This window comes from Burkholderia sp. AU6039 (assembly GCF_002223365.1).
Taxonomy (GTDB): Bacteria; Pseudomonadota; Gammaproteobacteria; order Burkholderiales; family Burkholderiaceae; genus Burkholderia.
This window is the reverse complement of the sequence record NZ_NKFK01000010.1, coordinates 38,842-63,378: the sequence shown is the minus strand read 5'-3', so window position 1 is coordinate 63,378 and position 24,537 is coordinate 38,842. Positions and strand designations below refer to the sequence as shown.

The 24,537-nt window shown below is 61.6% G+C and carries 27 protein-coding genes; all 27 read left to right on the top strand.

The genetic code is table 11. The annotated features are described in order from the left end of the window. Positions 1-13 precede the first annotated feature (13 nt). The gene (locus CFB39_RS37900) at positions 14-739 is read left to right on the top strand and encodes a PRTRC system protein B (RefSeq protein WP_089476894.1); all 726 of its coding nucleotides are present in this window, start codon (positions 14-16) and stop codon (positions 737-739) included. Next, the gene (locus CFB39_RS37895; RefSeq protein ID WP_089476893.1) at positions 736-1,371 is read left to right on the top strand and encodes a PRTRC system protein A; all 636 of its coding nucleotides are present in this window, start codon (positions 736-738) and stop codon (positions 1,369-1,371) included. The genes CFB39_RS37900 and CFB39_RS37895 overlap by 4 nt, the downstream gene beginning before the upstream one ends. Next, a complete protein-coding gene (locus CFB39_RS37890) occupies positions 1,371-2,198 on the top strand; it encodes a PRTRC system ThiF family protein (RefSeq protein ID WP_089476892.1) in 828 nt (275 codons plus the stop codon). The genes CFB39_RS37895 and CFB39_RS37890 overlap by 1 nt, the downstream gene beginning before the upstream one ends. A gap of 269 nt (positions 2,199-2,467) precedes the next feature. Beyond that, on the top strand, positions 2,468-2,929 hold the full coding sequence (locus CFB39_RS37885) for a hypothetical protein (RefSeq protein WP_089476891.1): 462 nt from the start codon (positions 2,468-2,470) through the stop codon (positions 2,927-2,929). Positions 2,930-3,015: 86 nt separating this feature from the next. Next, on the top strand, positions 3,016-3,408 hold the full coding sequence (locus tag CFB39_RS37880) for a hypothetical protein (RefSeq protein ID WP_089476890.1): 393 nt from the start codon (positions 3,016-3,018) through the stop codon (positions 3,406-3,408). A gap of 8 nt (positions 3,409-3,416) precedes the next feature. Continuing rightward, positions 3,417-3,890 carry a hypothetical protein gene (locus tag CFB39_RS37875; protein ID WP_089476889.1) on the top strand — a complete coding sequence of 158 codons (474 nt, stop codon included), beginning with the start codon at positions 3,417-3,419 and terminating at the stop codon, positions 3,888-3,890. Between the two features lie 216 nt (positions 3,891-4,106). Beyond that, positions 4,107-4,517 carry a hypothetical protein gene (locus CFB39_RS37870; RefSeq protein ID WP_089476888.1) on the top strand — a complete coding sequence of 137 codons (411 nt, stop codon included), beginning with the start codon at positions 4,107-4,109 and terminating at the stop codon, positions 4,515-4,517. A gap of 79 nt (positions 4,518-4,596) precedes the next feature. Further along, positions 4,597-6,117, top strand: coding sequence for a hypothetical protein (locus CFB39_RS37865; protein WP_089476887.1), 1,521 nt, complete (start codon positions 4,597-4,599; stop codon positions 6,115-6,117). A gap of 14 nt (positions 6,118-6,131) precedes the next feature. After that, positions 6,132-6,596, top strand: coding sequence for a hypothetical protein (locus CFB39_RS37860; RefSeq protein ID WP_060321686.1), 465 nt, complete (start codon positions 6,132-6,134; stop codon positions 6,594-6,596). Between the two features lie 256 nt (positions 6,597-6,852). After that, a complete protein-coding gene (locus CFB39_RS37855) occupies positions 6,853-7,104 on the top strand; it encodes a DUF3717 domain-containing protein (RefSeq protein ID WP_089476886.1) in 252 nt (83 codons plus the stop codon). 118 nt (positions 7,105-7,222) lie between these two features. Further along, the gene (locus tag CFB39_RS37850) at positions 7,223-8,248 is read left to right on the top strand and encodes an ATP-binding protein (RefSeq protein WP_089476885.1); all 1,026 of its coding nucleotides are present in this window, start codon (positions 7,223-7,225) and stop codon (positions 8,246-8,248) included. A gap of 98 nt (positions 8,249-8,346) precedes the next feature. Continuing rightward, positions 8,347-9,276 (top strand): hypothetical protein, encoded by a 930-nt coding sequence (locus CFB39_RS37845; RefSeq protein WP_089476884.1) that lies wholly within the window; start codon positions 8,347-8,349, stop codon positions 9,274-9,276. Positions 9,277-9,283: 7 nt separating this feature from the next. Further along, positions 9,284-10,522, top strand: coding sequence for a VWA-like domain-containing protein (locus tag CFB39_RS37840; RefSeq protein ID WP_089476937.1), 1,239 nt, complete (start codon positions 9,284-9,286; stop codon positions 10,520-10,522). Positions 10,523-10,797: 275 nt separating this feature from the next. After that, entirely contained in the window at positions 10,798-11,844 is a 1,047-nt protein-coding gene (locus CFB39_RS37835; RefSeq protein WP_060321675.1) for a CpaF family protein, read from the top strand. A gap of 17 nt (positions 11,845-11,861) precedes the next feature. Further along, positions 11,862-12,242: a TrbC/VirB2 family protein gene (locus tag CFB39_RS37830; RefSeq protein WP_060321674.1), complete on the top strand. Its 381-nt coding sequence runs from the start codon at positions 11,862-11,864 to the stop codon at positions 12,240-12,242. Continuing rightward, positions 12,235-12,546 carry a VirB3 family type IV secretion system protein gene (locus CFB39_RS37825; RefSeq protein ID WP_089476883.1) on the top strand — a complete coding sequence of 104 codons (312 nt, stop codon included), beginning with the start codon at positions 12,235-12,237 and terminating at the stop codon, positions 12,544-12,546. The genes CFB39_RS37830 and CFB39_RS37825 overlap by 8 nt, the downstream gene beginning before the upstream one ends. Next, the gene (locus CFB39_RS37820; RefSeq protein WP_089476882.1) at positions 12,543-15,020 is read left to right on the top strand and encodes a VirB4 family type IV secretion system protein; all 2,478 of its coding nucleotides are present in this window, start codon (positions 12,543-12,545) and stop codon (positions 15,018-15,020) included. Before CFB39_RS37825 ends, CFB39_RS37820 begins: the two co-directional genes overlap by 4 nt. Before the next feature lie 10 nt (positions 15,021-15,030). Continuing rightward, positions 15,031-15,243, top strand: coding sequence for a hypothetical protein (locus tag CFB39_RS37815; RefSeq protein WP_089476881.1), 213 nt, complete (start codon positions 15,031-15,033; stop codon positions 15,241-15,243). Positions 15,244-15,254: 11 nt separating this feature from the next. Further along, positions 15,255-15,995 (top strand): type VI secretion protein, encoded by a 741-nt coding sequence (locus tag CFB39_RS37810; RefSeq protein WP_089476880.1) that lies wholly within the window; start codon positions 15,255-15,257, stop codon positions 15,993-15,995. Between the two features lie 17 nt (positions 15,996-16,012). Continuing rightward, positions 16,013-17,002 (top strand): type IV secretion system protein, encoded by a 990-nt coding sequence (locus tag CFB39_RS37805; protein WP_373452773.1) that lies wholly within the window; start codon positions 16,013-16,015, stop codon positions 17,000-17,002. Further along, entirely contained in the window at positions 17,002-18,330 is a 1,329-nt protein-coding gene (locus tag CFB39_RS37800; RefSeq protein ID WP_089476878.1) for a TraI domain-containing protein, read from the top strand. The genes CFB39_RS37805 and CFB39_RS37800 overlap by 1 nt, the downstream gene beginning before the upstream one ends. Beyond that, a complete protein-coding gene (gene traD / locus CFB39_RS37795) occupies positions 18,327-20,195 on the top strand; it encodes a conjugative transfer system coupling protein TraD (RefSeq protein ID WP_089476877.1) in 1,869 nt (622 codons plus the stop codon). The genes CFB39_RS37800 and traD overlap by 4 nt, the downstream gene beginning before the upstream one ends. 10 nt (positions 20,196-20,205) lie before the next feature. Further along, positions 20,206-20,724 carry a hypothetical protein gene (locus tag CFB39_RS37790; protein WP_060221180.1) on the top strand — a complete coding sequence of 173 codons (519 nt, stop codon included), beginning with the start codon at positions 20,206-20,208 and terminating at the stop codon, positions 20,722-20,724. After that, positions 20,678-20,941 carry a hypothetical protein gene (locus tag CFB39_RS37785; protein WP_089476876.1) on the top strand — a complete coding sequence of 88 codons (264 nt, stop codon included), beginning with the start codon at positions 20,678-20,680 and terminating at the stop codon, positions 20,939-20,941. Before CFB39_RS37790 ends, CFB39_RS37785 begins: the two co-directional genes overlap by 47 nt. Continuing rightward, entirely contained in the window at positions 20,931-21,536 is a 606-nt protein-coding gene (locus tag CFB39_RS37780; RefSeq protein WP_089476875.1) for a DUF4400 domain-containing protein, read from the top strand. Before CFB39_RS37785 ends, CFB39_RS37780 begins: the two co-directional genes overlap by 11 nt. 347 nt (positions 21,537-21,883) lie before the next feature. Continuing rightward, positions 21,884-22,777, top strand: a complete 894-nt coding sequence (locus CFB39_RS37775) for an ATPase (RefSeq protein WP_089476874.1) — start codon at positions 21,884-21,886, stop codon at positions 22,775-22,777. A gap of 17 nt (positions 22,778-22,794) precedes the next feature. Continuing rightward, positions 22,795-24,501, top strand: a complete 1,707-nt coding sequence (locus tag CFB39_RS37770) for an ATP-dependent helicase (protein WP_089476873.1) — start codon at positions 22,795-22,797, stop codon at positions 24,499-24,501. The last annotated feature ends 36 nt before the right edge of the window (positions 24,502-24,537 follow it).

Genomic DNA, 24,537 nt, shown 5'->3' with positions numbered 1-24,537 from the left:
AAGGAGTCTTCAAATGTCTGAACTTGCTACCGCAGAGGCCCAGCGAGGTGTCATGCTCGATTCCGCAATCCTCTTTTATTCGGGGCGATCCGGCAATCAGTATGCGACCGTCCATGAAATCACCCATGATCGCGGCGGTCGGCCGCTGATTGGGGCAGGTCGACCAGTGAATCACAACGCGTTGCTCAATGCGTTGTTCCAGCTCGACCGGAACGCCGCACCGAAGTCGGAGTTTCTGCCGTCGAACGTCCTCGGCTCGTCCAGTACCGGTGTCACGTGGTGGAGTCCGCCGGCGATGCGCCGTGTGTTCTTCGACTGCAGTGAGTTGGGTGTTCGTTCGGCGGTCGTTCCGCATCCAGGGCTGGTGTTCCAAGCATCGGTCAGCGGCTTTCGCGTCTTCTCCGTGAAAACTGCCGATCGGCCATCGGCCGACACGCCGCTATTCGAGCCGCCGTACTTCAACACGTGGGACGGCGGGCGGATCTGTATCGGCACTGCGCAGGTCCCGACTCGCGTTGAGGTCAAGTCGATTGGCGGGTTGGAATCGGCATTTTTTGATTCGGCCTTCACCCATCCGAACCAAGGGTCCGACCGGGTGAAGTACAAGCGCGGTGTATTTGCGTTCTGGCGAGACATGCTGGATGGCAAGTTCGGCGAGGCGTTTCCGCTGAAGGTGCTGGTGCCAACGTCGCATACGGCCGGGAAGCTTGTGCGTGGTGAAAACGGAGGTGGTGTATGAATCCGATCGATACCGTGCTGCAGCAGTCGTTTCCGACCGTCATGGTGCCGTCGCGAGAACCTGTCGAGCCGATGACGCGGCTGGGGGAGCGTTTGCTGATCGGTGGGAACGGGGTGTTCCTTGAAGTCGTGCGCCCTTGGATCCGAACGGTGCGGCGCATCGCGATGTACCACGAGTTCACCCCGGTTCCATACGGTGAAGTCTCGGAGGCGACGGAGCTGCATTGCGGGCCCGTGCCGCCGGCGCTTATCGCAGAGTTTCATACGATGACGCGAGAGGCGTTTCCGAACGAGATCGGCGCCTGGATCGTCTGGAACCAGAATACGTGCGGGTTCCGGTTGATTCCGTTGCATGCGTTGTCTCACGGGCCGTCACACCTCGAGTATGAGCGGCCTAATCTCGCCGATGGGGAATCGCTGGTCGTCGACTGTCATTCGCATGGACAGTGGCCGGCGTACTTCTCGATCACCGACAACAAGGACGACCGTCATGACGTGAAGTTCGCGTTCGTGCTGGGCAACTGCGATCGGCAGCCATCCCGCGTGCTTCGGCTCTGCGTGAAAGGGATCTTCGAGAACCTACCGGACGTACCGGAACCTTGGGCGGAAGCAATGGCCCGGGAGGTTGCGTGATGAGTGAGCCTATTCAGCATCGCATTCCCGAGGACATGGTGCGGGCGCCGTGGAAAGTAGTGGTTGTCGGTGCCGGCGGAACGGGAAGCGCTTTTCTGCCAAGCCTCGCGCGGCTTCATCACGCGATGATCGAGCTGGGCCATCCGGGCGGGATCGAATGCACGGTGTTCGACGACGACACGGTAAGCGAGACGAACGTCGGTAGACAGGGGTTCTATCCGAACGACGTCGGCCAGCACAAAGCGCTTCTCATGGTGAATCGGCTCAACAACCTGATGGGCACGCGGTGGAAGGCAGAGCCGCGTCGGGTTGATTCGCGGGTGCGGCTCGTTGCCGACCTCGTGGTGGGTTGCGTGGATACGCGGCGGGCGCGTCATGCGATTGTCCAAGCGGCGAAGCGCGGGAGTTGTCGTTACTACCTCGACTGCGGCAATGAGACGGATCGCGGCCAGGTCATTCTTGGTGAGCTCGGCCGGGCCCGGCACGACAGATTGCCCCACGTGGGCGATCTGTTCCCGGATCTGCTGAATGCCAAGAACGACAAGGACGACGACACACCTTCTTGCTCGATGGCCGACGCGCTGCGTAAGCAGTCGCTGGTCATCAACCAGGCGATTTCGGTCCAGGCGTTCAATTTGCTCTGGACGCTCTATCGGACGGGGTCGCTGTCGTACTCGGCAGTGTTCGTGAACCTGGCAACGGGAAGAACGAACCCGGTACCCATCGATCCGGTGGCGTGGGCGCGCTTCGGGTATGACGCGCCGAAACCGAAGAAGTCGAGGCCTCGCAAGGGCGTGGACCCGATGGATCCGCATATCCCGTGGTAACTTGCCAATACAATACCAACCAGCGCCTCCCGAGCAATCGGGCAGGCGCTTTTTTTTCGCCCAGAGGAAAGCGGGTTGGTTTTCTCGATGATTTCGGCGCGCGGCGGCGGCGCGCGGCCCTACACTGAATCTGTTTCTCGCGCTTCTGCGCATCGACCCAGCTGCACCGGCTCCGCCCGTGCGTAATTCTCTAACCGACCATCCGTCGGCTCCCCTGTCAGGGCAATTTCCCTGACGGGCGATTGCCCTCTTTTTTTGAGGCAATCGTCATGTTCAAGCTTCTCATCTCTGTTCTGCTCCTCGCTTCGTTGACCGCGTGCGCTTCGTATGACTTCGGTTCGCCCGATGTCTACCAGCGCTACGACGTTCAGCGCGCGGGAGAAATCGAGGCGGCCACGGTCGTCAGCGTGCGCGGCGTCACGATCAGCAACGAGTCGGACCGTTCCGGTCTGGCTTCGCTGTTGAGCGCGGGTGTCAGCGCATTTCTCGGCTCCCGCACGATCGGTGGCGGCAACGGCCGGTACATCGCTGGCGCGCTCGCTGGTGCCGGTGCGGCCTTCGTGTCGCAGCGTCTGTCGGAATCGCTCGCGCGTCACGCCGGCCTCGAGGTCGTCGTGCGCACGGTGTCCGGCCGCACGTTGGTGGTTGTTCAGTCCGATGAGCAGCGCTTCGCCCCTGGCGATCGCGTGATGCTCGTCAGCAGCTCTTCCGGCATGCGCATCACGCGCTGAGCCGTTCATTCGCCGGCAGCCGCCGGCTTCTTCCTGCATAGCGAGGTTCCCATTTGGGGCCTCGCTTTTTTTATTCCGAGGGCAAGATGTTCAAGGTACCGAAAGTTCTGTACGCGGACCGGCGCGCTGGTGGCGTTGCGTCCGACGCTGCGCTGACCCACCACGCGACGCGGATGCTGCATCGTGTTGCGCGCGACCTGCGGTTGCGGGCGGGTGAGCACGAGGTGGTGGCCGAGCCGGCGAAGGGCGGCCGCGGGTGCCGCGTGACGCTGCGCACCAGCCGGATGATGCTCGAGGTTGCGGATTCGACGTCGCGCCAGCATGTCGCGGTGTCGTTCCGCACCCGGCGCGGTCACCGCGACTTGTCGGGCGGCGGTGACAACGTCGTGCCGCTCACGCAGCTCGACACGGACGAGGGCTACCAGGCGTTGCTTGGCGGTCTGAGGCTCGTGGACGGGCTCGATAGTGACCGGCGATAGGAGGCGTGATGGAATTCGTTGATGTTCGCGTCGAATTTCCTTCAGGCTTGACGGTGGTCGATCGCGGTTCCTACGATCCGGATGAACAGATCATTTTCATTTCCGTCCCGATGCGTGAGTTGCTGGTCGCGGTCAAGGAAATGGAGCCGCCTCCGGCGGTCACGGCTACGTGGGACGGGTTTGAGGCAATGCTGATTCAGGCGACGGCCGATAGCTTCGATGTAGTGTCGGTGACCGAGCTTGTGGCAAAGCCGCGCTCTAGACTGGGCGCGCGACTGGTCCGTGCATCCTGGTCGAAGGACCAGCGGCAGCAGTTCGGACGCTTCTGCCATACGCTGACGGTCTCGTCGATCGTCGGTGTGGTCGGCTACGTGCACGCCATCTCGGAGTTCTCGATCTGGGCGGCGATGAACGTCGCTGCTCTGGTCGTGATCGGTGTGATAACCTACATCGTAGGCATGGATTCCATGAACGGAGAATGAATATGTACTTCGGTCCTGTTGCACTGCTTCTGACGCTGGTGTTTTGCGGCTACGGCATCGTCGCATGCGAACGCGGTCGTAAGGCGGAGCGCGACCAACGTCGTTCTCTGCGGCACCACACGCATTAGATCGAACTGACGGTCGCCCATCTGGGCGGCCGCCTGCCAATCAAGGGCTGCACCTTTCGGTGCGGCCCTTTTTATTTCCAGGGTTTCCATGTCTGAAGTATTGGAGCGGCCGGTATCGCGGTCGCAGGACGCGTTTGAACTCGAAGGTAAGACGGTCGAGGAGGTTGCTCGATACATCGAGGACTCACTTCGTGCTACCGAGCTCGAGCCGGAATGGGTGTTCGTCGCCAATCGGTCTATGTATGCAAACGAGGCGGTGTTTGGTCGAAAGCCATGGTCCAAATGGCCGGCTGCTGGCGAGAATAAGCGGCGATGCTGCTTGTCGATCGAGCGGGGTCAGTCGGAAGGGTGGATCGTCAGTCTCGACACAGTTTGGCTCGATGCAGCGTTGGGCGTCGACCACTGGCGAACTCAACCGCTCATTCGCATCAAGACGCTGACGCGTTCCCATGGCTGGGCGGTTGCCGCGGTGGTATCGAACCTGCTCAACATCGACTAACGAGTCGCCTTCAATTTTTCCCAATCCGGGGCAACTGCCCGGATGGGGTGGTTGCCCCTTTTTGCACGGACAACCACTGATGTACACGATCAAAACTCCGGACGCCTCGATCCACGTCGACACCCTCGCACACGTATTCCACGTGTTTTTTCACGACGCAACGTTATCCGCCTACGAAACGACCGAGATTTCGCTCACGCGCGGTGGCGTCGAAATGCCGATCCTCCGCTACAACGGAATCTTGACCGTACGACAGCCTGGCACGGCCGAAGCGATCATCACCTCGCTTTTCGAAGAAATCCGCAACCGCTGGTTTAGTCGGGACGGACGGCAACTGCAACCTTGGCAAGTCACGCGCAAGCGCTGGGAGGTCTTCCAGTTCGTGTTCGAGCTGGCGACGAAGCCGGCATGGATGCTGTCCGGCGAGCAGCTCCAGGCTGAAGTCGAGGCCGCGCGTGGCGCCGGTCGGCGCTTCCACCTGCCGGATGTCTGTGACCACGTTGCAAACGCGCTGTTCGGCTTCACGTCGCAAGGGCCGCGTCTCTCGCTCTCAGGCGGGGTAAACGGCCGGCACGAGGTTCATGTCGCCTATGCGCTGTTTCTGGATCACCCGATTCCTGATTCGGTGCTGGCGGACTATCGTGGCGACGCTAAGCGTTTCGAGTACGACCTGCGGTGGTTCCCCGTTCTCCTGGACGTGCCAGTTCTGCGCAACACGCTCCCGTACGACGTCATGCAGTCCGCGGTGGCGATCTACCGTCACGAGAAAAGGCAGATCGACGCCGAGCTCGGTGTCGGTATCGTCGCCGCGCTGCAGTCCGCGCCGGCCGGTATCTCCTACGTGGAGGTTGACGACCGGCTGTTCGCCGCTGGCCTCGTCGACAAGCCGGATCTACCCGAACAGTACCAGCGTCCGGTGGACGTCGGCTCCGCGTTGTCGCCCGTAGCCGAGCGCCTGCGTGATCTGATCGGGGACGCCGTCCTGAAAAAGTCGCTGGACAGGCTTGGAGCCGACCGACAGAAAGGGCGGATCTCGCTGCGGCAGTACAACCTGCAGGTCGAGATGGCGAAGCTGGAGCGAGGCCGCATGACGTTCGAAGGGGCCAACCGGTTCGCCGCCGATGTTGAGGCGCGTAACGTTGGCGCTTTGCTGTCAGTTCTGGACCACGCGGCCGGCTGGAACGACCAGAGCAAGCGTGTATTGCGCGAGCAATTCGGTGTTTCATTGCGCGGCCTGAACTCGACGCGCCGGCGGCGTGCGATCTTCGCGTTCTGCGGCTATGACGAGGCGGCACAAGCCGAGTGGGAGGCAACGCAGGACGCCGCCCGCGCGCACCGTCGCGCCGAAGAGACCGCCAAGGACGCGAAGAAACAGGCAGGCCTCGCCCGGTACCGCACACACGACAACGTGCTGATCACGGGCGTCGAGCACGTTGACCAGGCGATCGCCGACGGCTACTCGGAGATCCGGAGGTTTCGCCATGGTGCGGCGACGCGATACGCGTTGGCGAAGCCGGGCTCGACTGAAGAGCGGACACTCCACGCGAAAAACGGCACGCTGGACTATGCGCGGTCGCGGCTCACGTTGCTCGCGGCTTGATCGAGGAGCGAAACATGCGATTCGATCGAACCGTGCGGTACGGAGACTATGTCTGGACCCGCCGAAAGGAACAGGCGTTTCTCAATCGGCACAAACGTGTTGCTCGGAAGCTCGAGCGTGACTGCCCGCTGTTCGCAGATCAGCTCGCGCCGGCACCCGAGACCGACGTCGACGCGGAGAAGGCGCTGAGAATCGATAGGGCGCGCCAGAGTGAGCAGGTGATGCGCGATCTCGACGCGAGACATTGGCGGGCCGGTCGTGCGTCCTACTTCGCGTGCGAGCCGGAGATCCGAGCGCGAATCATGGCCGAATGGAGTGCGTGGCGCGGACCGGCAACGCCACTGTACTTCATCTATGTGGTCGAAAAGCACAACGGTGTCGGCGAGGAGCGAACCCGACGGATGCGTGAGCGCGACGCTGAGATCCGTGATGCAGTCCTTCCGATGGTGAACGTTCAGGGCGACCTGCTTGGGACGTAAGAGGTGGTTCGCCACTCGCCATTGAACAACCGGCGCCTCGTGCGCCGGTTTTTTTTCGTCCATTCGGAACGTGAGGGTCTCTAAGCCCCGTGAATTTCTCGATCTTTCCGGCCTGCTCGCAGGATCGCGGCTCCTACACTGGCTTTACTCACCGCGTCACCGACGCATCGAATCCGCCGCAATGCGGCCACTTCCAGCCCCAGGGAATCACGTCCCGCCGGGCGTCTTTCACGGGGCGACACTTCTGAGGTCACCCGTGAACCAATCTGAAACTTCCAATCCATCGCCTCCTGATGCCGTGTCGATCGTCGAGATCGAGGCGGCAATCAAAGTGTGGCGCAACTGCTCGCCGGCGCCGACCGGGCCCGACGAGCTCATCGTTCTCTGTGCCGATGCCCGGGTTCTCGCTGACGTCTACGGTGTCATGATCGTGAACCGCGCCACGTGCGTCCCGCGATCATCGCTGACGTCGACGCAGGCCGCAGCGCTCATCGGCGCACATTCGTAGGCATCAACTCGCGTCTCAGGACGCATGGTATCGCCGCGTCGCGGCATCTTCAATCGCCCCGCAGGGTCACGTCCCTGCCGGGCGCGATTCCCGTGGGGCTCTTTCATTCAAGGCCCCCATGAAACTCTCTCCCGCACGCCTCACCCAGCTGCTCGCCACCTACATCCCGAAGCGCCTTCCGGTGCTGATTACTGGTCGGCCTGGGATTGGCAAATCCGACATCGTCGAAGCTGCCACCGCGGAGGCGGAGCACGACCTTCTCATCAGCCACCCGGTTGTCGAAGATCCGACCGACTCGAAGGGTTTGCCGTTTCCGTCGGCCGACGGCAGGCATGCTCGATTCTTGCCTTTCGGCGACCTCGAACGCGCGCTTTCGGCGACGCGGCCGCTGGTCTGGTTTCTCGACGACCTCGGGCAGGCGTCGCCGGCGGTGCAGGCGGCCAAGATGCAACTGCTGCTCGCACGCCGCATCGGTGAGCACCAGTTGCCCGACTGCGTCACGTTCATCGCAGCCACGAATCGGCGCAGCGACAACGCGGGTGTCACCGGGATCCTCGATCCGCTGATCTCGCGTTTTGCAGCGGTCGTCGAGCTCGAAGCCACGGTCGAAGACTGGACGGCCTGGGCGGTACGGCAGAACGTTCCGCCCGAGCTGATCGCGTTTCTGCGCTTCCGACCGGACTTGCTCTGGGAGGCCCGCAGCAGCCGCGATATCGTCGCGTCGGCAAGTCCCCGGAAATGGGGCTTTCTCGCGAAGACGATGCCAGCCGTTCCAGCCGATTTGCTGGATGACGCAATCAAGGCGACGGTCGGTGAAGGTGCCGGCGCTGAGCTGATCAGCTTTCTTTCAATCTATCGTGCTCTGCCGTCGGTCGACGCAATCCTGTTGGACCCGAGCCGGGGCGTAGTCCCGGACGAGCCCAGCATCCTGTACGCGGTAACTGCGGCGCTCGCGCACAAGGCGAGCGATGGCAACTTCGACCGAGTTCTGCAGTACGCGGAACGCCTCGTTGGCGCCGAGCGTCGTGAGTTCACGGCGGTGCTGGTGCGTGACTCGATCGCGCGCAAGCCCGATCTGCAAAGCCACCACGCGTTCATTCGTGCGCAAGGTGGGGAGATCGGCAAGATCATTCGCGGCGAGTAACCACGTTCAAACCCTGTAGTGCCTTTCCCTGTTGCCACGGCCGGTTTCGGTCCGTGGCTTTTTTTGTCTCGAAATTTTGTGTCTATCTGGAGCCATTCATGAACATCACCGATCTGCGGTCCAAGGTCATGCTGTCGTCCGTTGCGATTTCCACGTGGGTCGCTCGTCGCTATGACGGGAAGGTCACCGAAGAGGTCGAGAAAAGCCATCACACGCGCGGCATCGGGCGCTTCAACAAGCGCTTGCTGCCGGAGTACGCGCCGAGCTACGCCGAAGTGGTGTCGATCGGCAATCGGATCCGCTCGCACTACTACAGTCGGACGCTGAAGTACGACCAGCTGGGCGTGCGGCTGCTGCCGACCATGGTCTATATGGAGCTGGCCGAGCGGCTGCGCGCGATGAAAGACGAGTTCGATCTCGCGGTGTCGATCTTCCTGACGAACTACCTCGACCTGAAGGAACAGGCGAGGGCCGAGATGAACACCCTATACAACGAGGCGGACTACCCCACTCTGGCCGAGCTGAAGGGCAAGTTCGGCGTCAAGCTGTCCGTACTGCCGTTTCCGGACGCCAGCCAGTTCGGTGTCGATTTGCCGAGCGATGTCCTGACCACGTTGCGCACGGAGATTGACGAGCACGCGATGGCATCGATCCAGACCGCGAACAACGACCTGGTTGGCCGATTGTACGAGGCGGTGTCGACGATGGCATCTCGCCTGTACGCGACTGGCAATGTCCGTCTTGACGTCGCGAACCATGTGCGCGAGTTGTGCGACCTGCTGCCGAAGCTGAATTTCAGCGACGACCCGAAGCTCGCGCACATCCTCGCGGAGGCGAAGCAGCATCTCGCCGCGCACAACGGGGCGGATCTGAAGGAGTCGCGGGTGCTCCGGTCGCAGGTTGCCAGCAAGGCAAGCGAGATCGAAGGGCTGATGGCGGCTTTCATGGGCGGCGCGCCGGCGGCGCCGTTGACTGACCAGATTCCGGATCAGTCGGCGACGACCCTGTCGTTGTTGGTTGCTGCGTGAGGCCGCTATGGACGCACGTATAGCAAAACAGCGGACCGCTCTTGTCCTCGATCACCCGTTCGTCGGCGCGTTGTCCCTACGCCTCGAGGTGCGAGAAGATCCGTCCTGCGATGCGTTCTGGACGGACGGTGAGACGTTGGGCTACAACCCGGCCTATGCATCAGGGCTTTCCGACCTGGAGGTGCGTGGCGTACTTGCCACGGGGGTGTGGCACGTCGCGAACGGACATTGTTGGCGACGGGGGTATCGTGATCCAGCAGGATGGGACGAGGCGTGCACTTTTGCGGTTGCGTCGATTGTTCTTGGCGCAGGGTTGCGTTTGCCACCCAGTGTCCTAGTTGATCCGCGTTTCTTCGGGCGCTCGGCTGAAGAGATCTACGGCATGCGGTTGCATGAGCGGCAGCAGGAGCGTCGCAAAAGTCGTAGTTCGTCCAATACTGGGGAATCTCGTAGCGCCGACAGCGGGCAGCCATCGGCTGTAGCGGCCGGTGACGGTCTACCGCAGTCGTCAGGCGCCTCGGAGATGCAATCAAGCGCCGATGACCACCCGTCCAATACACCGCAAACGTGCTGCGAGGTTCGGCAGCACACCGGGCCCGACAAGGCGGCGAAGGAAGCTGAGTGGAAGGTGGCCGTGCTGCAGGCGGCCAAGGCAGCGCAGGCTTGCGGCAATTTCGGCGGGTCGCTGCAAGCCGCGGTCGCGCAGGCCGTCGCTGCGGTCGTCGACTGGCGTTCGCTCCTGCATCGCTTTGCGCAGGACGCGGCGCCGACCGACTATACGTGGGCGCAGCCGAATCGTCGTTACCTCCACCTCGGGATGTATCTGCCGTCGCTGAACGAGCCGGCGGTGGGCGACGCGGTGTTTGTACGCGATGCCAGCGGCTCAGTCTGGGATGAAACGCAGGCGCAATTTGCGGCCGAAATTCTGGCCGTCGCCGATGCGGTCCGCCCGCGGCGCCTGATCGTGATGGATTGCGACGTGCGCGTGACCCAGGTTCAGGTATTCGAGCGCGGCGAGCCGGTCGAGCTGGCGCAGCTGAAGGGCGGTGGCGGCACCTCGTTCATCGATCCGTTTCGACGGATCAAGGGCGAGGAGATCGAACCGGCGTTTCTCGTGTACCTGACCGACATGGAAGGTACGTTCCCGTCCGAGGAGCCGGCTTACCCGGTTCTATGGGCGTCGACGACACCGCTGATGCGTGCCCGGCGCGCGCCGTTCGGCGAGACGATCGAAGTCGTCTGCTGAGCGGCTGCGATGGCGCGCTATTTCCTGAAACACACCCGGTCCTCGTGACCGGGTTTTTTTTCGTCCTTCGCAAACGCATGCCATCGGCGCGGACGATAGAAAGGGGAGAAAGCTATACGTTTTTCTGGAGCATTTCGGGTTTGCCCCCTCAACCAGTTGCGCCAGAGTCCGCGCTTTGAGAGCGTTACGACGCGGTCCGCCCGGAGCGCGAAAGCTGCTCAATTTAGCCATTCTTTCGGGCGATTGGCGGATGTGCCAGCTTGAACAATAGCTGCATGTCTGAAATTGCCGAAAGTCCCTTCCTGAAGGTCGCACGACTCGAAGAGAACGCCGTGAGGCTGTTCTTCGAGTCGTTGAAGCTGATCGAAGAACCGCTAACTAGCCCGAATGTCGCCGAAGTGTTGATCAACAACGCGGGCAACATCTGGGTCGAAGAGCGGGGCGTGATGCATCGCCTGGACGCCCAGTTCAATCCGATGACATTGACCGGCGCTATCCATTCGCTCGCGGCCTCCGTCGAGAAGTCGGCGCTGAGGGGAACCGCGCAGGGGATCATCAACGCAGGGCACGACAACCTCCGGATCGCCGCAGTAATGAAACCGACGGCCATCGACGGAGATGCGCTCGCGATACGTCGGCATCGTGAAACGAATCTGGTGTTGGGCGACTACACCCGGCTCGGGGCGTTCTCCCGTGTGCACGCGCGACGCGAGGCAGAGCGGGCAATTTTCCCCGCGGGCGCTGAGAACGAGGTGCTGGAAGAAGCATTCGTCCAAATGGTGAGGAGCCGCGCCAACGTCTTGGTAGCGGGCGGAACCTCTACCGGCAAAACGACGTTCCTCAACGCACTCAACGGCGCGATTCCGACTGACGAGCGTGTCATCACGATCGAAGACACGAAGGAACTGAAGTTAACGGTTCCGAACCTCGTTCGCTTGCTCTCGAACCTTGATAAGGGAGTGACCGCGCAGGTGCTCGTCGCGCTTTGCCTGCGGTTCCGGCCCGACCGAATCATCGTCGGCGAAGTGCGCGGCGGGGAAGCGTACGACTTCATCCAGGCGCTGAGCACTGGCCACGACGGCGGCATGGGTTCGATTCACTCGAACGATGCGCGCGGCGGGCTGACTCGCCTCGAGAGCCTCGCAATGTTGGGAGTCCCGCCCGGAAGCCGGTGGGAGCTCTCCGACATGCGCAAGGCGATCGCCGATTGCTTCCACTACGTCATCCACCTTCGTCGCACGGGCGAGCTGCGCCACGTCTCCGAAGTACTGGCGATAAAAGGTTTCAAAGACGGGGACTACGTCCTCGAACGCGTTTTCTAACCACACGGGGTTTTCCGATGAAGAAGCACATTCAAACGTTGTGTTCGCTGGTCCGTAAGAAAGTGACGGAGACCAGTCACTATCTGTTCGGTCGTGGCAACCGGCTCTCGACTTTGATCGCACTACTGCTCACGTTTGCTGCGCCGGCCGCGAGGGCGGTCGATCTCGGGGACCTTGGTAACGCGGCCAACTTCATCTGCCTGATTCAGGCCTACGTCAGTGGGCCGTGGCTGTTCGGAATCGGCATCGTGATGATCATCGTCGGCGCGGTCATGATCTCGAATTCCGAAAGCAACTTCGGGAAGTTCCTCTCGACCATTGTCGTGGGTTTGGGCGTTGCGTCGTGTGCGCTCCCTATCGTAAAGAACCAGCTGAAGATCAACTACACCTGTGCGTGAACGGAAGAAAGTCAGCCGGTCGCTGTCGTTGCCGCGCCAGATGGGCGGCGCCGATCGCGGCCTCGCGATCGCCAACGGCACGCTGACGACGCTGCTTTGCTACAGCAGCATGTCACCGACCTATCTTGTCGTCGGGATCGTAGTGCATTGGATCCTGCGCTGGCTGTCTTCAAGCGATCCGTGGTGGAAGGAGGTGCTGGTCGTCTACAACCGGTATCCGGACGTGCACGAGCCACTGCATACCTCCGATGTCGCCGCCCGATTTCGGCGGCCGTATGGATTTGATCAGGAGCTTCCGCTGTGAGCGCGAAACCGAAGCGTCGAGCGATTCAGGAAATCGCTCCGTGGGCGACGATGGTTACCCCGGAAACCGTTCTCGACAAAGATGGGTCGTTGTTAGCGCTATACACGTTCGAAGGCGTGGATGCGGACAGCCCGAACACTGACGAGATATCGGCCGCCCGCGACAACCTCGACCACGCTTGCAAGAACTTCGATCATCGAATCACCGCATGGTGGCGTATGTCGCATCGCCGCGTTCGGGGCGAGATCGGTGGACGCTTCGAGTCGGCGATGGATCAGCACGTTGACGCAATCAACCAGAAGAGCGTGGGGAGCGGAAGGTACTTCAGAAACACCCACTCGCTCGCCCTCGCCTACACGCCTGAGACGGGGATCAATAAGCTTTTCGAGAAGATCGCCTATCACATCACGGTGGGGGGCAAGTCGGTACCGATCGCCTTGCTCGAGACCATCAAGGATATGGTGTTCGCGCGCAGTGCGTTCGTGTTCGACATGGAGCGAATCACGTCGGATATCAAGCGCTTCGAAGGCATACTGGACGCGTTTAAAGGGGGCGTGGCACGCCTTAAGATGAAGCGGCTTCAACTGCAGAACGCGCTGGGCTTTTTGCACCAGACGGCCAACCCCTCAGTTCCGCCGCGACGCGTACGTTACCCCGTGACGATGCTCGATACGCACTTGACGGAAAGCTTCGTGACGTACGGTGCGGAACACATCATGTTCGAGTCGGCTTACGGCACAAGGTACGGCAAGATCATCGCTGTGAAAGAGTGGATGGGCTTTCAAGAGGCCGCGCTCGATGTGCTCGCGGACGTCGATTCAGAGTTCGACGTGTGCGTGATGTTTCGATTCCTGTCGACCAGCAAGGCGCAGGTGTACATCGAGAGGATGCGCAAGTTCTACAAGGTGGCAGCGTTCAGTCCGGTCAAGGTGCTGAAGAGCTTCTTCTCGAAAGATGAGAAGAAGGAAAGCATGGAGAACGAGAAGGGGCGCGAGATCCTCGCCGAGGAGGCGGAGAACGCACTGGCGCGCCTGATCGCTGACGGCCAGCAGTACGGCTTCGTCAATATCTCAGTAGTCGTCTACGGAGATACGATCGACGAGTGCGATGACAACGCGCGCGAGATCGTCGGTCGCATTGGCAACGCTGGCTTCGGCGTGCTGGTCGAGAAGCGGAACCTCCCCGCAGCATGGGCATCGACGCTGCCCGGGAGGTGGGACCAGCAGAAGCGGCTGCAGTTCGTTGAGACGCCGGTGGTCTCGGACATTGCGCCCGTGCGTGGCGTTGCGGAAGGGAGCGACGTCAACCAATGGCTCACGCAGCAGCTCGGACAGAGGGTCGGCCCGCTGACGCTTCTACCGACGCGCCATCGGACCTTGCAGCGCGTCACGTTGCACGATCCAAGCGGAAAGTCTCACACGCTGATCGTTGGCCCGATCGGCGCCGGCAAGACCATCTTCCTCAATTTTCTCGTCTCGCAAACCGGGCGGTTCCAACCGCGCCGCATCAAGTTCGATAAGAACCGGTCGACGCGCATCCCAACCGTGTTTGCTGGCGGCAAATTCGTCGATGCAACGGGCAAGTTTGCGGCGGCGACACAGGTCAATCCGCTATCCCTGCTGGCCGACCCTCGGCACTACACGTACGTGTCGGATTGGGTTCAGATGGCAATCGAAGGTGACGGCGAGGACTTTATCTGCACCCCGCAACAGCAGCGCACGATTTATGAGCGGGTCGTCACGCTGGCGCAAGGGTATGGCCGGGAGTTCTGGACGCTGACGTTTCTGACCACGCTGTTGCCCGTCGAGTTGCGCGAGCGCCTGCAAATCTGGACGAACGGGGAGAAGAACGGTCGATTCTTCGATCACTTCGAAGACGCGTTCTCTCTTTCGGACGATCTGGCGATCGAGATGGGCGAACTGTTCGAAAGCTACCCGGTCGCGGCGGCGCTGTTCATGGACTATGCCTTCTACCGGATCTCGCAATGGCTGGATGGCAAGCGCGTCACGATCATTGAGGTTGAGGAGTGCGGCTTCTTTTTCCGGTACCCGCGCTTCTATGCACGTCTGGAAATGTGGGCTGTGACGATCCGCGGGCTGAACGGCACGCTCGTCATGGCGACCCAGTCGCTGAGCCAGCTTGAACGCGTCCCGAACTTCGAAATCTTGAAGGAGAACATCCAGAACTTCTTCTTCCTGCCGAACCGTGATGCCCGGAACAACAAGCGCCTCTACCGCGATGTGTTTGGGCTGACCGACGACCAGATCGACATGATCAGCGAGGGCGTTCCCAACCGCGATTACCTATGGGTCACCCCGGATCACTCGCGGATGCTGCAGGCCAAATTCCCGAAGGAAGCACTCGCGATCTTGCGCGCGGACGGCGCGGCCCAGCGCACTCTGGACAAGCACCTGGCCACGGGCTCCCCGAACTGGGCCGAAGACTATCTGCAGGAAATGGCAACCGTCGACTGACAGGAACCGAATGAAGCTCAATCCGACTCTCAACGTGCAGTCGTTGTACCGCGACCTCTTTGCGCTCACAGCTGACGAAATCGACCAGATCGTCATCGGGACGCCTGTTCGCGTGCGCCTGGTGGCGCCGGCGGGCGGCCGGCAACGGCCGCCTCGGCAACAGCAGCAAGACGCTCCTACGACGCCGTGCGACGCTAGTACGGCACTTCGATCCTTCGACTGAAAGGTCCCACGATGAAACTCTCGCCGACCCTTCGCGCCGCGGCGTTCGCGGCTTCCCTCTTCGTCGCCAAGCACGCGTCGGCGCTCGAAGTATTCGACCCGATCAACTATGTGCAGAACGTCATTTCGGCGGCCAAGGCCGTCAAGGGCGAGATCTACCAGAACACCAACATCCTGTACCAGTACCAGATGATGGTGAACGATCTGCTCCAGGCAAAGAACCTGAACCCGACCGCGTGGAAGGCTGCGTATGACCAGATCACGGGCGATATCAACAAGGTGAAGGGGCTCGTCGGCACGCTGCAAGGGCTCTACGGCGACCTGAAGAAAGGCGGTGAATGGGTCACTCAGGTGCAGGGGTTAGTCACACGATCAGGAAAGTCGAACGCGCAGTGGTTTGCGGACATGAACACCCTGGTTCAACAGAATGACAAGGTGGCGCGGACCCTGTTTCAGATGGGCTCGAACATCATGCAGCACACCGACGAGATGGCAAAGCGTCGTCAGGAACTGCAATCCGAGCTATCGATGTCGCCGACCCAACAGGCGACGGCCGAGATCACGACGCACTACCTCGATATCGTGACGAGCCAGAACGCGGACATCCTGCAGCTGAATGCGGCGAAGGCTCAGAAGGACGCCCAGAAGGACGCGCAACAGGCCGAGGACGACAAGGAAAAGGCTGCGGACGCGGAGAAGTTCATTTCCAAGCAACAGGCCGAGCGAGCCGCGTACGGGGTCACCGAGCAATGAGTGCCCGCGCAATTCGCATGTGGCTCATGCGTGGCTTGATCGTTCTAGCGCTCGCACTGCCCACCGTGGCGAACGCGGGAGCCTGGGACAAGATCAAGGACATGATGCCCTCGGGTTGGAGTTCGAGCTACGTCAAGGGCGAGGTCGCGAAGGGTGCGACCGCGGCGATCGAAGAGATCACGAAGCTGCTGAAGGATCTGATCGATCTCGCGGTTGAGCTGAGCAAGACGCTCGACAAGTACTCGGACAAGATGGCCGGCGGTCTGGCCGTGATCACTTTCGTGTTGGCGTGGATTCGGTTCGCGGCGACCCGGGATCCGGTCGCGGCTTGGGGAAGCGTATTCGAAGATCTAGCGATCCTCGGCATCTTTGCAGCGGTGTACGTGTCGTACGGGAAGTGGGCACCGGGCTTCTACAAGTGGTTCAATGAAATGGCGATTGCGGTCTCCGGGACGGACGCCGAGTCGTTGCCCATGGCGATGGTGAAGTCTGCGGGCGCGATTTTCGACGCGGTGATTGAAGCGTTGAAGGCAGAGCACTGGTGGAACTATATGGCGCTGCTGATCAACCTTTTGCCGTTGCTGATTTCCTGGGCGTTGCTGATGGTCGCCGCCTTGGTCTTCCTGTTCTTCATCTCGCTTGGGACGATCCAGATGGCGGTCGCGATTGTTTTGGGAAAAATCGCGTTTTCGCTCGGCATGTCCGAGTTTACGCGAGGCTATTTCAAGAGCTGGCTGGATTTCACGATCAGCGCGGGCATGTACATGGTCGTCGCGTCGATCCTTCAACGGTTGATGACGGCGACATTGGCGACGTCGTTCAGCAACACGATCTCGAAAGGCTTGACGACGCCATATGCGGGGTCCTTGACGCTGGATCTTTCGATTTTCGTGTTGATCCTCGCATTCGAGATTCCGAAGTTCGCTTCGATGTTTGGCGGCGGTGCGAATGCCAGCGGCGGGGCGATCAAGGGTCTGACGAAGCTTGCAACGAAGGGCATGGCTTGATGACGGACGCACGCCTTTTCGAGCCGGCCGACGCCGGAGACCTTATTGGCCGCAACGAACGCCGTATCGATCTCATCGCGCAGTGCGCGAACGAGACGTCACGCGCCGAGTTCGATCGAAGGTGGATGGTGCTTATCCGGCGGTGTGCAGACTGGTTTTCGTCCGTGCCCTTCAGCCCGGAGCTGTACCGCGAGCCGGCCGGCGCTTTCCGTTGGACAGTCGAAACCGCGTTCTACGCGATGCGGCTGTCGGGCGGGCTGAAGTTTGGCACGAACCTACCGTCGGAGCGTCGTCGTCGGATTGAACCGCAATACAACTTCGGCGTGTTTCTCGCGGCGATCTGCTCGGGCCTAGATGAGCCGTATCGTCATTTCGATGTCGAGCGTGCGACGGACCGCCAGGTCTGGAACCCGTCCGTCCACGGTGCGGTCGGGCCGTGGCTGGCCGGCGCGAGCTACCGTGTGACGCGTCGCGCTACGCCGCTTCCCATCGAACGGATGCGGACCGGCATGCTGGCGCATGCGCTGGTCGGCAGCGAATTGCTCGGGGGGCTCGATACCGAAGTTCAGGCCGAGATATTCGGAGCCATCAACCCGACGCAGAGCTCGATGGGCGTCGAGTCGCTGACCCACAAAGTGGTGCGGCAAGCGGTTGCGACGGCTGCTGATTTCGATCGGAAGGCGCAGCGGGCGGTTTTCGAGCCGGTGACGTTTGCAGTTCCCTCTGCTATCCACGTGGCGGCGGAACTGGAGCCGAAGGTCGAGGCGGCGTCGACGGTGGCCACGCCAAAGCCCACGCCGGCACCGGCGCAGCCGGCGACAGCAGATCTCGCGCCGGCGCTCGTTGTTGGCGGCGGTAGCACGCCGTCGGTTCCCGGATCGCTGCCGACTCCCGCCGCCGATAGCACGACGACGGCGGCGACGCCGGCAGCGCCGGCTGCGCACGGGGCACCGAAGGGCCTAGATGCCCGGCAGATGGCGCTCGAGCTTCCGCCGCCGGCCGCGGCGGTAAATCCGGTAGAGATTCGCCGCGAGCCGGCCGCAGCCGCGCCGAACGGCAATCACTTCGATGAGGTGCTGAAAGGCGCACCACGCATGATCGTGGACTTCTTTTCGGCGCTGCAGCAGGACGTCTCGACGGCGAAAGCGAAGGTGCGCTGGACGGATCAGGGACTCGTCCTTTCGAAGCGGACGATCGGCAGCTATGGCGTCGCGAGCGACACCCTGATCGAGCACATGCGGCGCCGGAGCCTGCTGCTCGCCAATGAGCCCACGGAGGTCACGTTGGCGCCGCGCATCGGCGACCTGATTCAGGAGCGTGGAGCATGAACGGCTACATCAATCATTTCCGGCCGATCTTCGAGGTGCGGGCGGTGATCGGTTGGCTGATGGCGATCACGGTGTTGTTGATTTCGGGCATGCCGTATGGTTGGGTGTTTCTGCTTTTCGCGCTCGCCCTGTTTGTCGTCCGGTCTGGCCAGGTGTGGCGAGCACTCAAGTTTCGTATGGCCTTGTCGACGAAATGGCTGACGACTCTTGCGGTGCCCACGCTGTTGGCGATACAGACTCGCATGCGGGCGGAGGCCAATGCGATGTATCTCGGCACCGGCTTCGAGTGGACGCAGAAGCATTGCCAGATGGCTCACGACATCCTGCGGATGCCGACTACGGACATCCCTGGGTTGCCTAAGTGGCTGCCGAAAACCAAGGTGGGGCGCGACTTCGAACGGATGATCGAGAATCTGTTCGCACCAAAGCACAGTATCCGCGACCTGGAGCCGCAAGGGGTCTCGTGGATCCATGGTCTTGAGGCAAAGAAGGGCTATGTGCCGTTCCACTACCGTGCGATGAACGGCCATACAGCGGTGGGCGGCACTACCGGTTCCGGGAAGACCCGGACATACGAAGTGATATCGACGCAGGTGATCCACGGCGGTGACGTGCTGATCAACGTCGACCCGAAAAATGATAAGGACTGGAAGAAGCGCGCTGAGCGCGAAGCGCAACGAACGGGCCGGAAGTTCCTCTATTTCAATCAGGCCAAGCCGTCTGAATCGATTCGGCTTGAACCGCTGGATAGCTGGTCACAGCCATCCGAGATTCCGAGCCGCATCGCACAGCTGATGGAGGAAGGTCCATTCCGCGATTTCGCGTTTCTGTTCATTAGTCGATCCGTGAACGGGGAACTGTACATTGGCGACAAGCCGAACTTGCGCTCGATCCTCAAGTACGCTCAGCTCGGGATCGACCCGCTGCTGGAGAAGGCACTCAAGCGTTTCTTCGTCGAAAGCGGACTGACCGATTGGGAAGAGCTGGTCACGGCGGACACCGTCAAGATCGCGAACAAGCCGGGCTCCACGCGCGTCGACGCGATGATCTCGTTGTATCAGGCTCGGTTTGGTGCGAACGATCGCGGACACGAAGCGATCGATGGGCTGATCGCGACTCACGTTCACGATCGCGAGCACTACATGCGAATCATCGCGTCCGCATTGCCCCTGCTGCAGATGCTCGCCACAGGCGAAACCGGGTTGATGCTCGCGCCGAAGGTTGACGACTTCGAGGACGAACGCGAAATCTGGACGATCGAGAAGGTTATTCGTCAGAAGGCGATCTTGCATATCGGCATGGACTCGCTATCGAACAGCATCGTTGCCAAGGCCGTAGCGTCAATGCTTCTGGCCGATATGTCGGCGGTGTGCGGTGCGATTTACAACTTCTACGAGAAGCCGCCTGAAGTGGTGCTGATCGTTGACGAGGTTGCCGAGGCTATCAACGAACAGGTGATCCAGATCCTGAACAAGGGTCGTGGCGCCGGCTTCAAGGCGTTCGTGGCATTCCAGACGCGCGCCGACCTCGAGGCGAAGTTGGGGAATGCCGCAAAAATGCTGCAGGTTTTGGGGAACCTGAACAACCAGATCATCTTACGCTTGGAAGATACCGACACGGCTGAGTGGTTCTCGAAAAAGGTTGGGGATACCGCGATTCGAAACCTGATTGTCTCCAGCAGTACGAGCAAGGCGAGCGAGGGCCATGTCGGCGAGTTCACTGGATCGGTGACGCGGTCGCAGCAGCTGGAGGCGGTGCCGTTGATCCCGACTCGCCTGATCCAGAGCTTGCCGAACCTGCAGTACTTCATGCGGATTTCCGGCGGCGCGGTGTACCAGGGACGTATTCCAATTCTTACAGGCTAAACAACCAAGCATGTCTGCCGTATTCAAAAAAATCATTCGCGAGCACAAGCTCTCTGCCCACCTCACCCCGGTGTTCACCCTTGCTCCTGAGCTGGAGCTGGTGTGCACGCGTGTCGCGGAGTTCGTCGGTGAGCACTTCATCGGGAAGGCGGAGCCCCTCGTCAAGGAGATGTTCGTGGACGGCCTTGCTGCGTTCAAGCGCGTGCGAAAAACCGGCGATCCGCACGTCGCATTCATGCAAGGGCTGTTCGGGTCTGCCCATATGCTGTACGCGCGGCGCTTTGTCGTGCGCGATGGCGAGCGCTGCCACGTCTGGTCGCCTATGTTCGAGCCGGTGACCGTGTTCGAGTCGCGCCACAAGCATGCACCGGAAATGGTCGACGAGCGCTGCCCGGAGAACATCAGCCAGCGATCGGCGGCGTTCCAGCTTGCGGCACGCGCGCTGACGGGTGAAACCTTCCGACTGTACTTCGAGGAATACGATGTCGCTCACGCATATTCTGATTCGGATACTGACGCGCGTCGATGACCATACCGTGCATCGCGCGATCACAACTGCAGCGGCGCAGGACGACCCGGCAGCACCGCCGCCGCAGGAGTTCCAGCAGGGCCGGAACGCGATGGCGTATGCACTGGCGATGTTCATCGATCGCCGGCCGGCCCGATTCTATGTCGGCCTCGCCGGCCTGATCGTCCTGCCGATCTATCTCCTCGGTGGCCTCTTGGGAGATCTGTATGGCTGGTAGCCGCTTTGTCGGCCACATCAAGATGTGGTTCTTCTTTGTGCCGCTGCTCTCGATTGCGCTCATGCCGGCGCTACCCGACCCGTCGTTGTTCGCGATCCCGGATGCCGAAGCAGAATCGGTTGTGGCCAGCCTTGGAGAGGCGCGAACCGCGGATGCGATCGATGCGACGAATCGAGCGTTCAAGCGGTACTTCGTCGAGACGGGGCTGGTACAGGCGTCAATGGAGTCGACGAACGATTCGCAGATCGAGGACGGCGGGGTGGCGAATTTCGCGAGTCGGTGGGTCCACAATTTCTGGCGACTGGTGTACCGGATGGTCTATCGGCTCACCGTGATGAAGTACTGGCTGCTCGGTGCGCTCGTCTTCGGTATCGCGATGTTCATCGATGGGACAGTCCGGCGCAAGGTGCGGGCCGCGGCAGCCGGCTACGTCAGCCCGCTGTCATTTCATCTCGCCGGGCACGGGATCTTGCTGGTATTCGGTGTGACTTTCACGGTGTTGATCGCGCCGGTGCCGCTCCTTGCACCGTACTGGCTGGCGATCGCTGGATGTCTCGGCGCGTTGCTCTGGAAAGCGGCGTCTTCATACCAGTAGCCTGGCAAAGCTCCAGTTTTTCGTACAGCTTTTTGTCGAAAGCCCCACAACCGGTTGCGCGTCCAGTACCGGGAAAAGGCTGTCGAAATACCTGACGATTCGAACGAACTGGGCGGCCTGGTCGCGCCACAATGAGTCATGGTTTACGGTCCTCAGAAGGCTCGACTCCCCGTAGAGCTTTCAGCCTTGCCCCCTCTCCCCCGGAGGGGGCTTTTTTTTCGCCCAGCGTGCCGCAGCGGCCCCGAAAGGCGCGCGAAATCGTTCACGTTTTGGGCGTCTGTCGCCGCATAGGACCGCAAGAATAGACGCAAGCCGCACGTGCGGTTAGTCAACCAGATAGGATCCACATGAGCACGATCAACGAAGAAGCGCACGTCGGCACCGATACTGCGGACGCAGCACCTGGCCACGTAGCCGTACTTCTGCCGGCGGGCGACGATGCATCAGCAGTCACGGGTAGCCTGGTAGTGGGCGACACCCGGCAGACGACGGACGGCGCGGACGATGGTGAAGTCGAGCGCGAGCTCGACGAGATGGAGAATTCGGCCAACGTGTTGCAGCGCGAAGGGCTGATCAGCAGCGACGAAGCGAAGCTCAAGCTCGAGGAGGTGGCACGCACCCGCACGCTGTTCCGCGACCTCTCGCCCGCAGAGCGCGCGCGAATCATCCAACGCCGTCGCGAGATCGGTCGCGAGCTGATGAACAAGCAGCTGTCGGGCGCCGCGGTCGTGACCGCGCGAGTCACGATGAAACACACGCGTCTTCGGCCGCTGTTCGAGCAGTGGTGGCCGTACCTGAACCGGATGACGATCAACATGCAGCGCTTCGGTCGCGCGACGTACGGCGCGAACGAGCAGGGAATCGTCAGCACGTGGTTCGAGAAGCAGCTCGAGCAGCTCGAAGGCTATGTAAACGAACAGCTCGACGTTGCGCATGGCTTCCGCGTGAAGACCGAAACGGAAATGCGGGATCGCGGCGAAACGGTATTCGCACCGACCGTGACGAAGCCTTCGCTCGATATCGAAGTCGAAGCGTACTCGCGGTTCTCGATGCGCCTGCTCTCCGTGATCCTGAAGTTCGACCAGGTGATGGACCACTTCGACTTCCTCGTCTGGAACGGGATTCGTGACCAGTCCGACGTCGACGACGAGACCGCGCGCTTCCTGCGCAAGTTCCACCCGGTCGGCCTGCGCGGCTACACGACCCACCTGAAGCTGATGAACACCGTTCGCGGTAACTGATCGGGAAGACCGGTGCCATGCTCGACGAGTTGAATCCCCAACAGCGCGAGGTGGCACTTCTGCGCCGCCACTGCCTCGCGATCGCGTGCCCGGGCGCGGGCAAGACCAAGATGAGCGCGACGAAGGCCGCGTTCTTGCTGAAGGATCCGACGGCGGTGGTCGGGGCCGTCACCTTCAGCAAGGATGCGGCCGTCGAGCTTCGCGAGCGCATTCTCGCGCTGGCGCCGCCCGATGCCAAGCGTCGGCTGATCGCCGGCACCTTCCATTCGCTAGCATACAAGCAGCTTCAACGACCCGGTCGCGGCCGGCCGGATATTGCATCGGAAGGCGATCGCCTCGGGATGCTTGGGCGCGTGCTTGCAGAGCTCGGGTTCGACTGGAAGGTTGAAGAGGCAGTACCGATCGTCGAGCGGATCAAGACGAACTTCGGTCGAGCCGATGAGGGTTCGGCCGAGGCCACGCTCTACGCCGCCTACCAGGACGCGCTCGAGCGCAATGGCAAGATCGACTTCCAGGACATGTTGCGCCTCGCCGTCGAGCGGATGCAGAGTGAGGACATCAAGCCGTATCGGTTCACCGATCTGCTCGTCGACGAGTTCCAGGATACGGACCCGCTGCAGTTCCGGTGGGTCGAGCTGCACGCGCGCGCGGGCACGCACGTCACGGTTGTGGGCGACGACGACCAGAGCATCTACGGGTTCCGGGCCGCACTCGGCTTTCGCGGCATGGAAAGCTTCGCGAGCACGTTCGCGGCGCAACGCGTGGTGCTGGGTAGCAACTATCGCTGTCGCGCGGAGATCCTGGCGGCCGCCGACCGGGTGATCCAGAACAACGTCGATCGGATGCCGAAGGTCCTTCATGCGGACCGCGGTGCCGGCGGCGTGGTCACGGCGAGACGGTTCGACGATGAGTATGGCGACGCGGTGGCCGCCGTCGAAATGCTCCAACCGCGGTTGGCCGCTGGCGCGAGCTGCGCGATCCTTGCGCGTACCAACCGGATCCTCGATCCGATCGAATCCGTGTGTCGATCACACGGTGTGCCGTACTACCGCGCGTCGGGCGGATCGGTGCTCAACAAACCTCAGGCTGCGCTGATGTGCAACCTGCTGCAGGTGGTCGAAGGCCACAAGCAGAACGGTATCGACGCCGTCCTGGGCTACATGGGCATGAGTTCCTACGACCTCGGCGCGCTGCACAAGCGCATGGGCGCTGCCTTCGTCCAGATGCAAAAGCAGGAGCTCGTCGGCGTCGGGCTGCGCGAGGAGACGGCGACTGCGTACCGAGCCTTCATGAAGCGGCTGGGCGAGTGGCAGGCGCTCTGCGGGCGATCGTTCCAATCGCTCGCGTTGGAAGGCGTCTACGAGTGGATGATGACCTACGCCAAGGGCGATGTCGCGATCCGGGCGATCCAGTGCATCTACGACGTGGTGAGCCGCCTGAACGGTTCGTTTACCGAGCGCATCGAGTTCCTGAAGCGCGACAACAACAAGCCGGGCGCCGGAGTCCTGGTGCTCACGACGATGCACAGCTCGAAGGGGCTCGAGTACGACCACGTCTGGATCAGTCGATCGGAGGAGGGCGTGGTGCCCGACGAAAAGAGCCCGGAATCGGAGGAGCGGCGCCTTTTCTACGTCGCGATGACGCGCGCTCGGGACAGTCTGACCATTTCTTCGATCAAGAAGAACGCAGTGTCGCGATTTGTTATCGAATCCGGTATTGAATAAAAGATCGGCCGCGCAAGGCGGCCGACGCTCACCGAC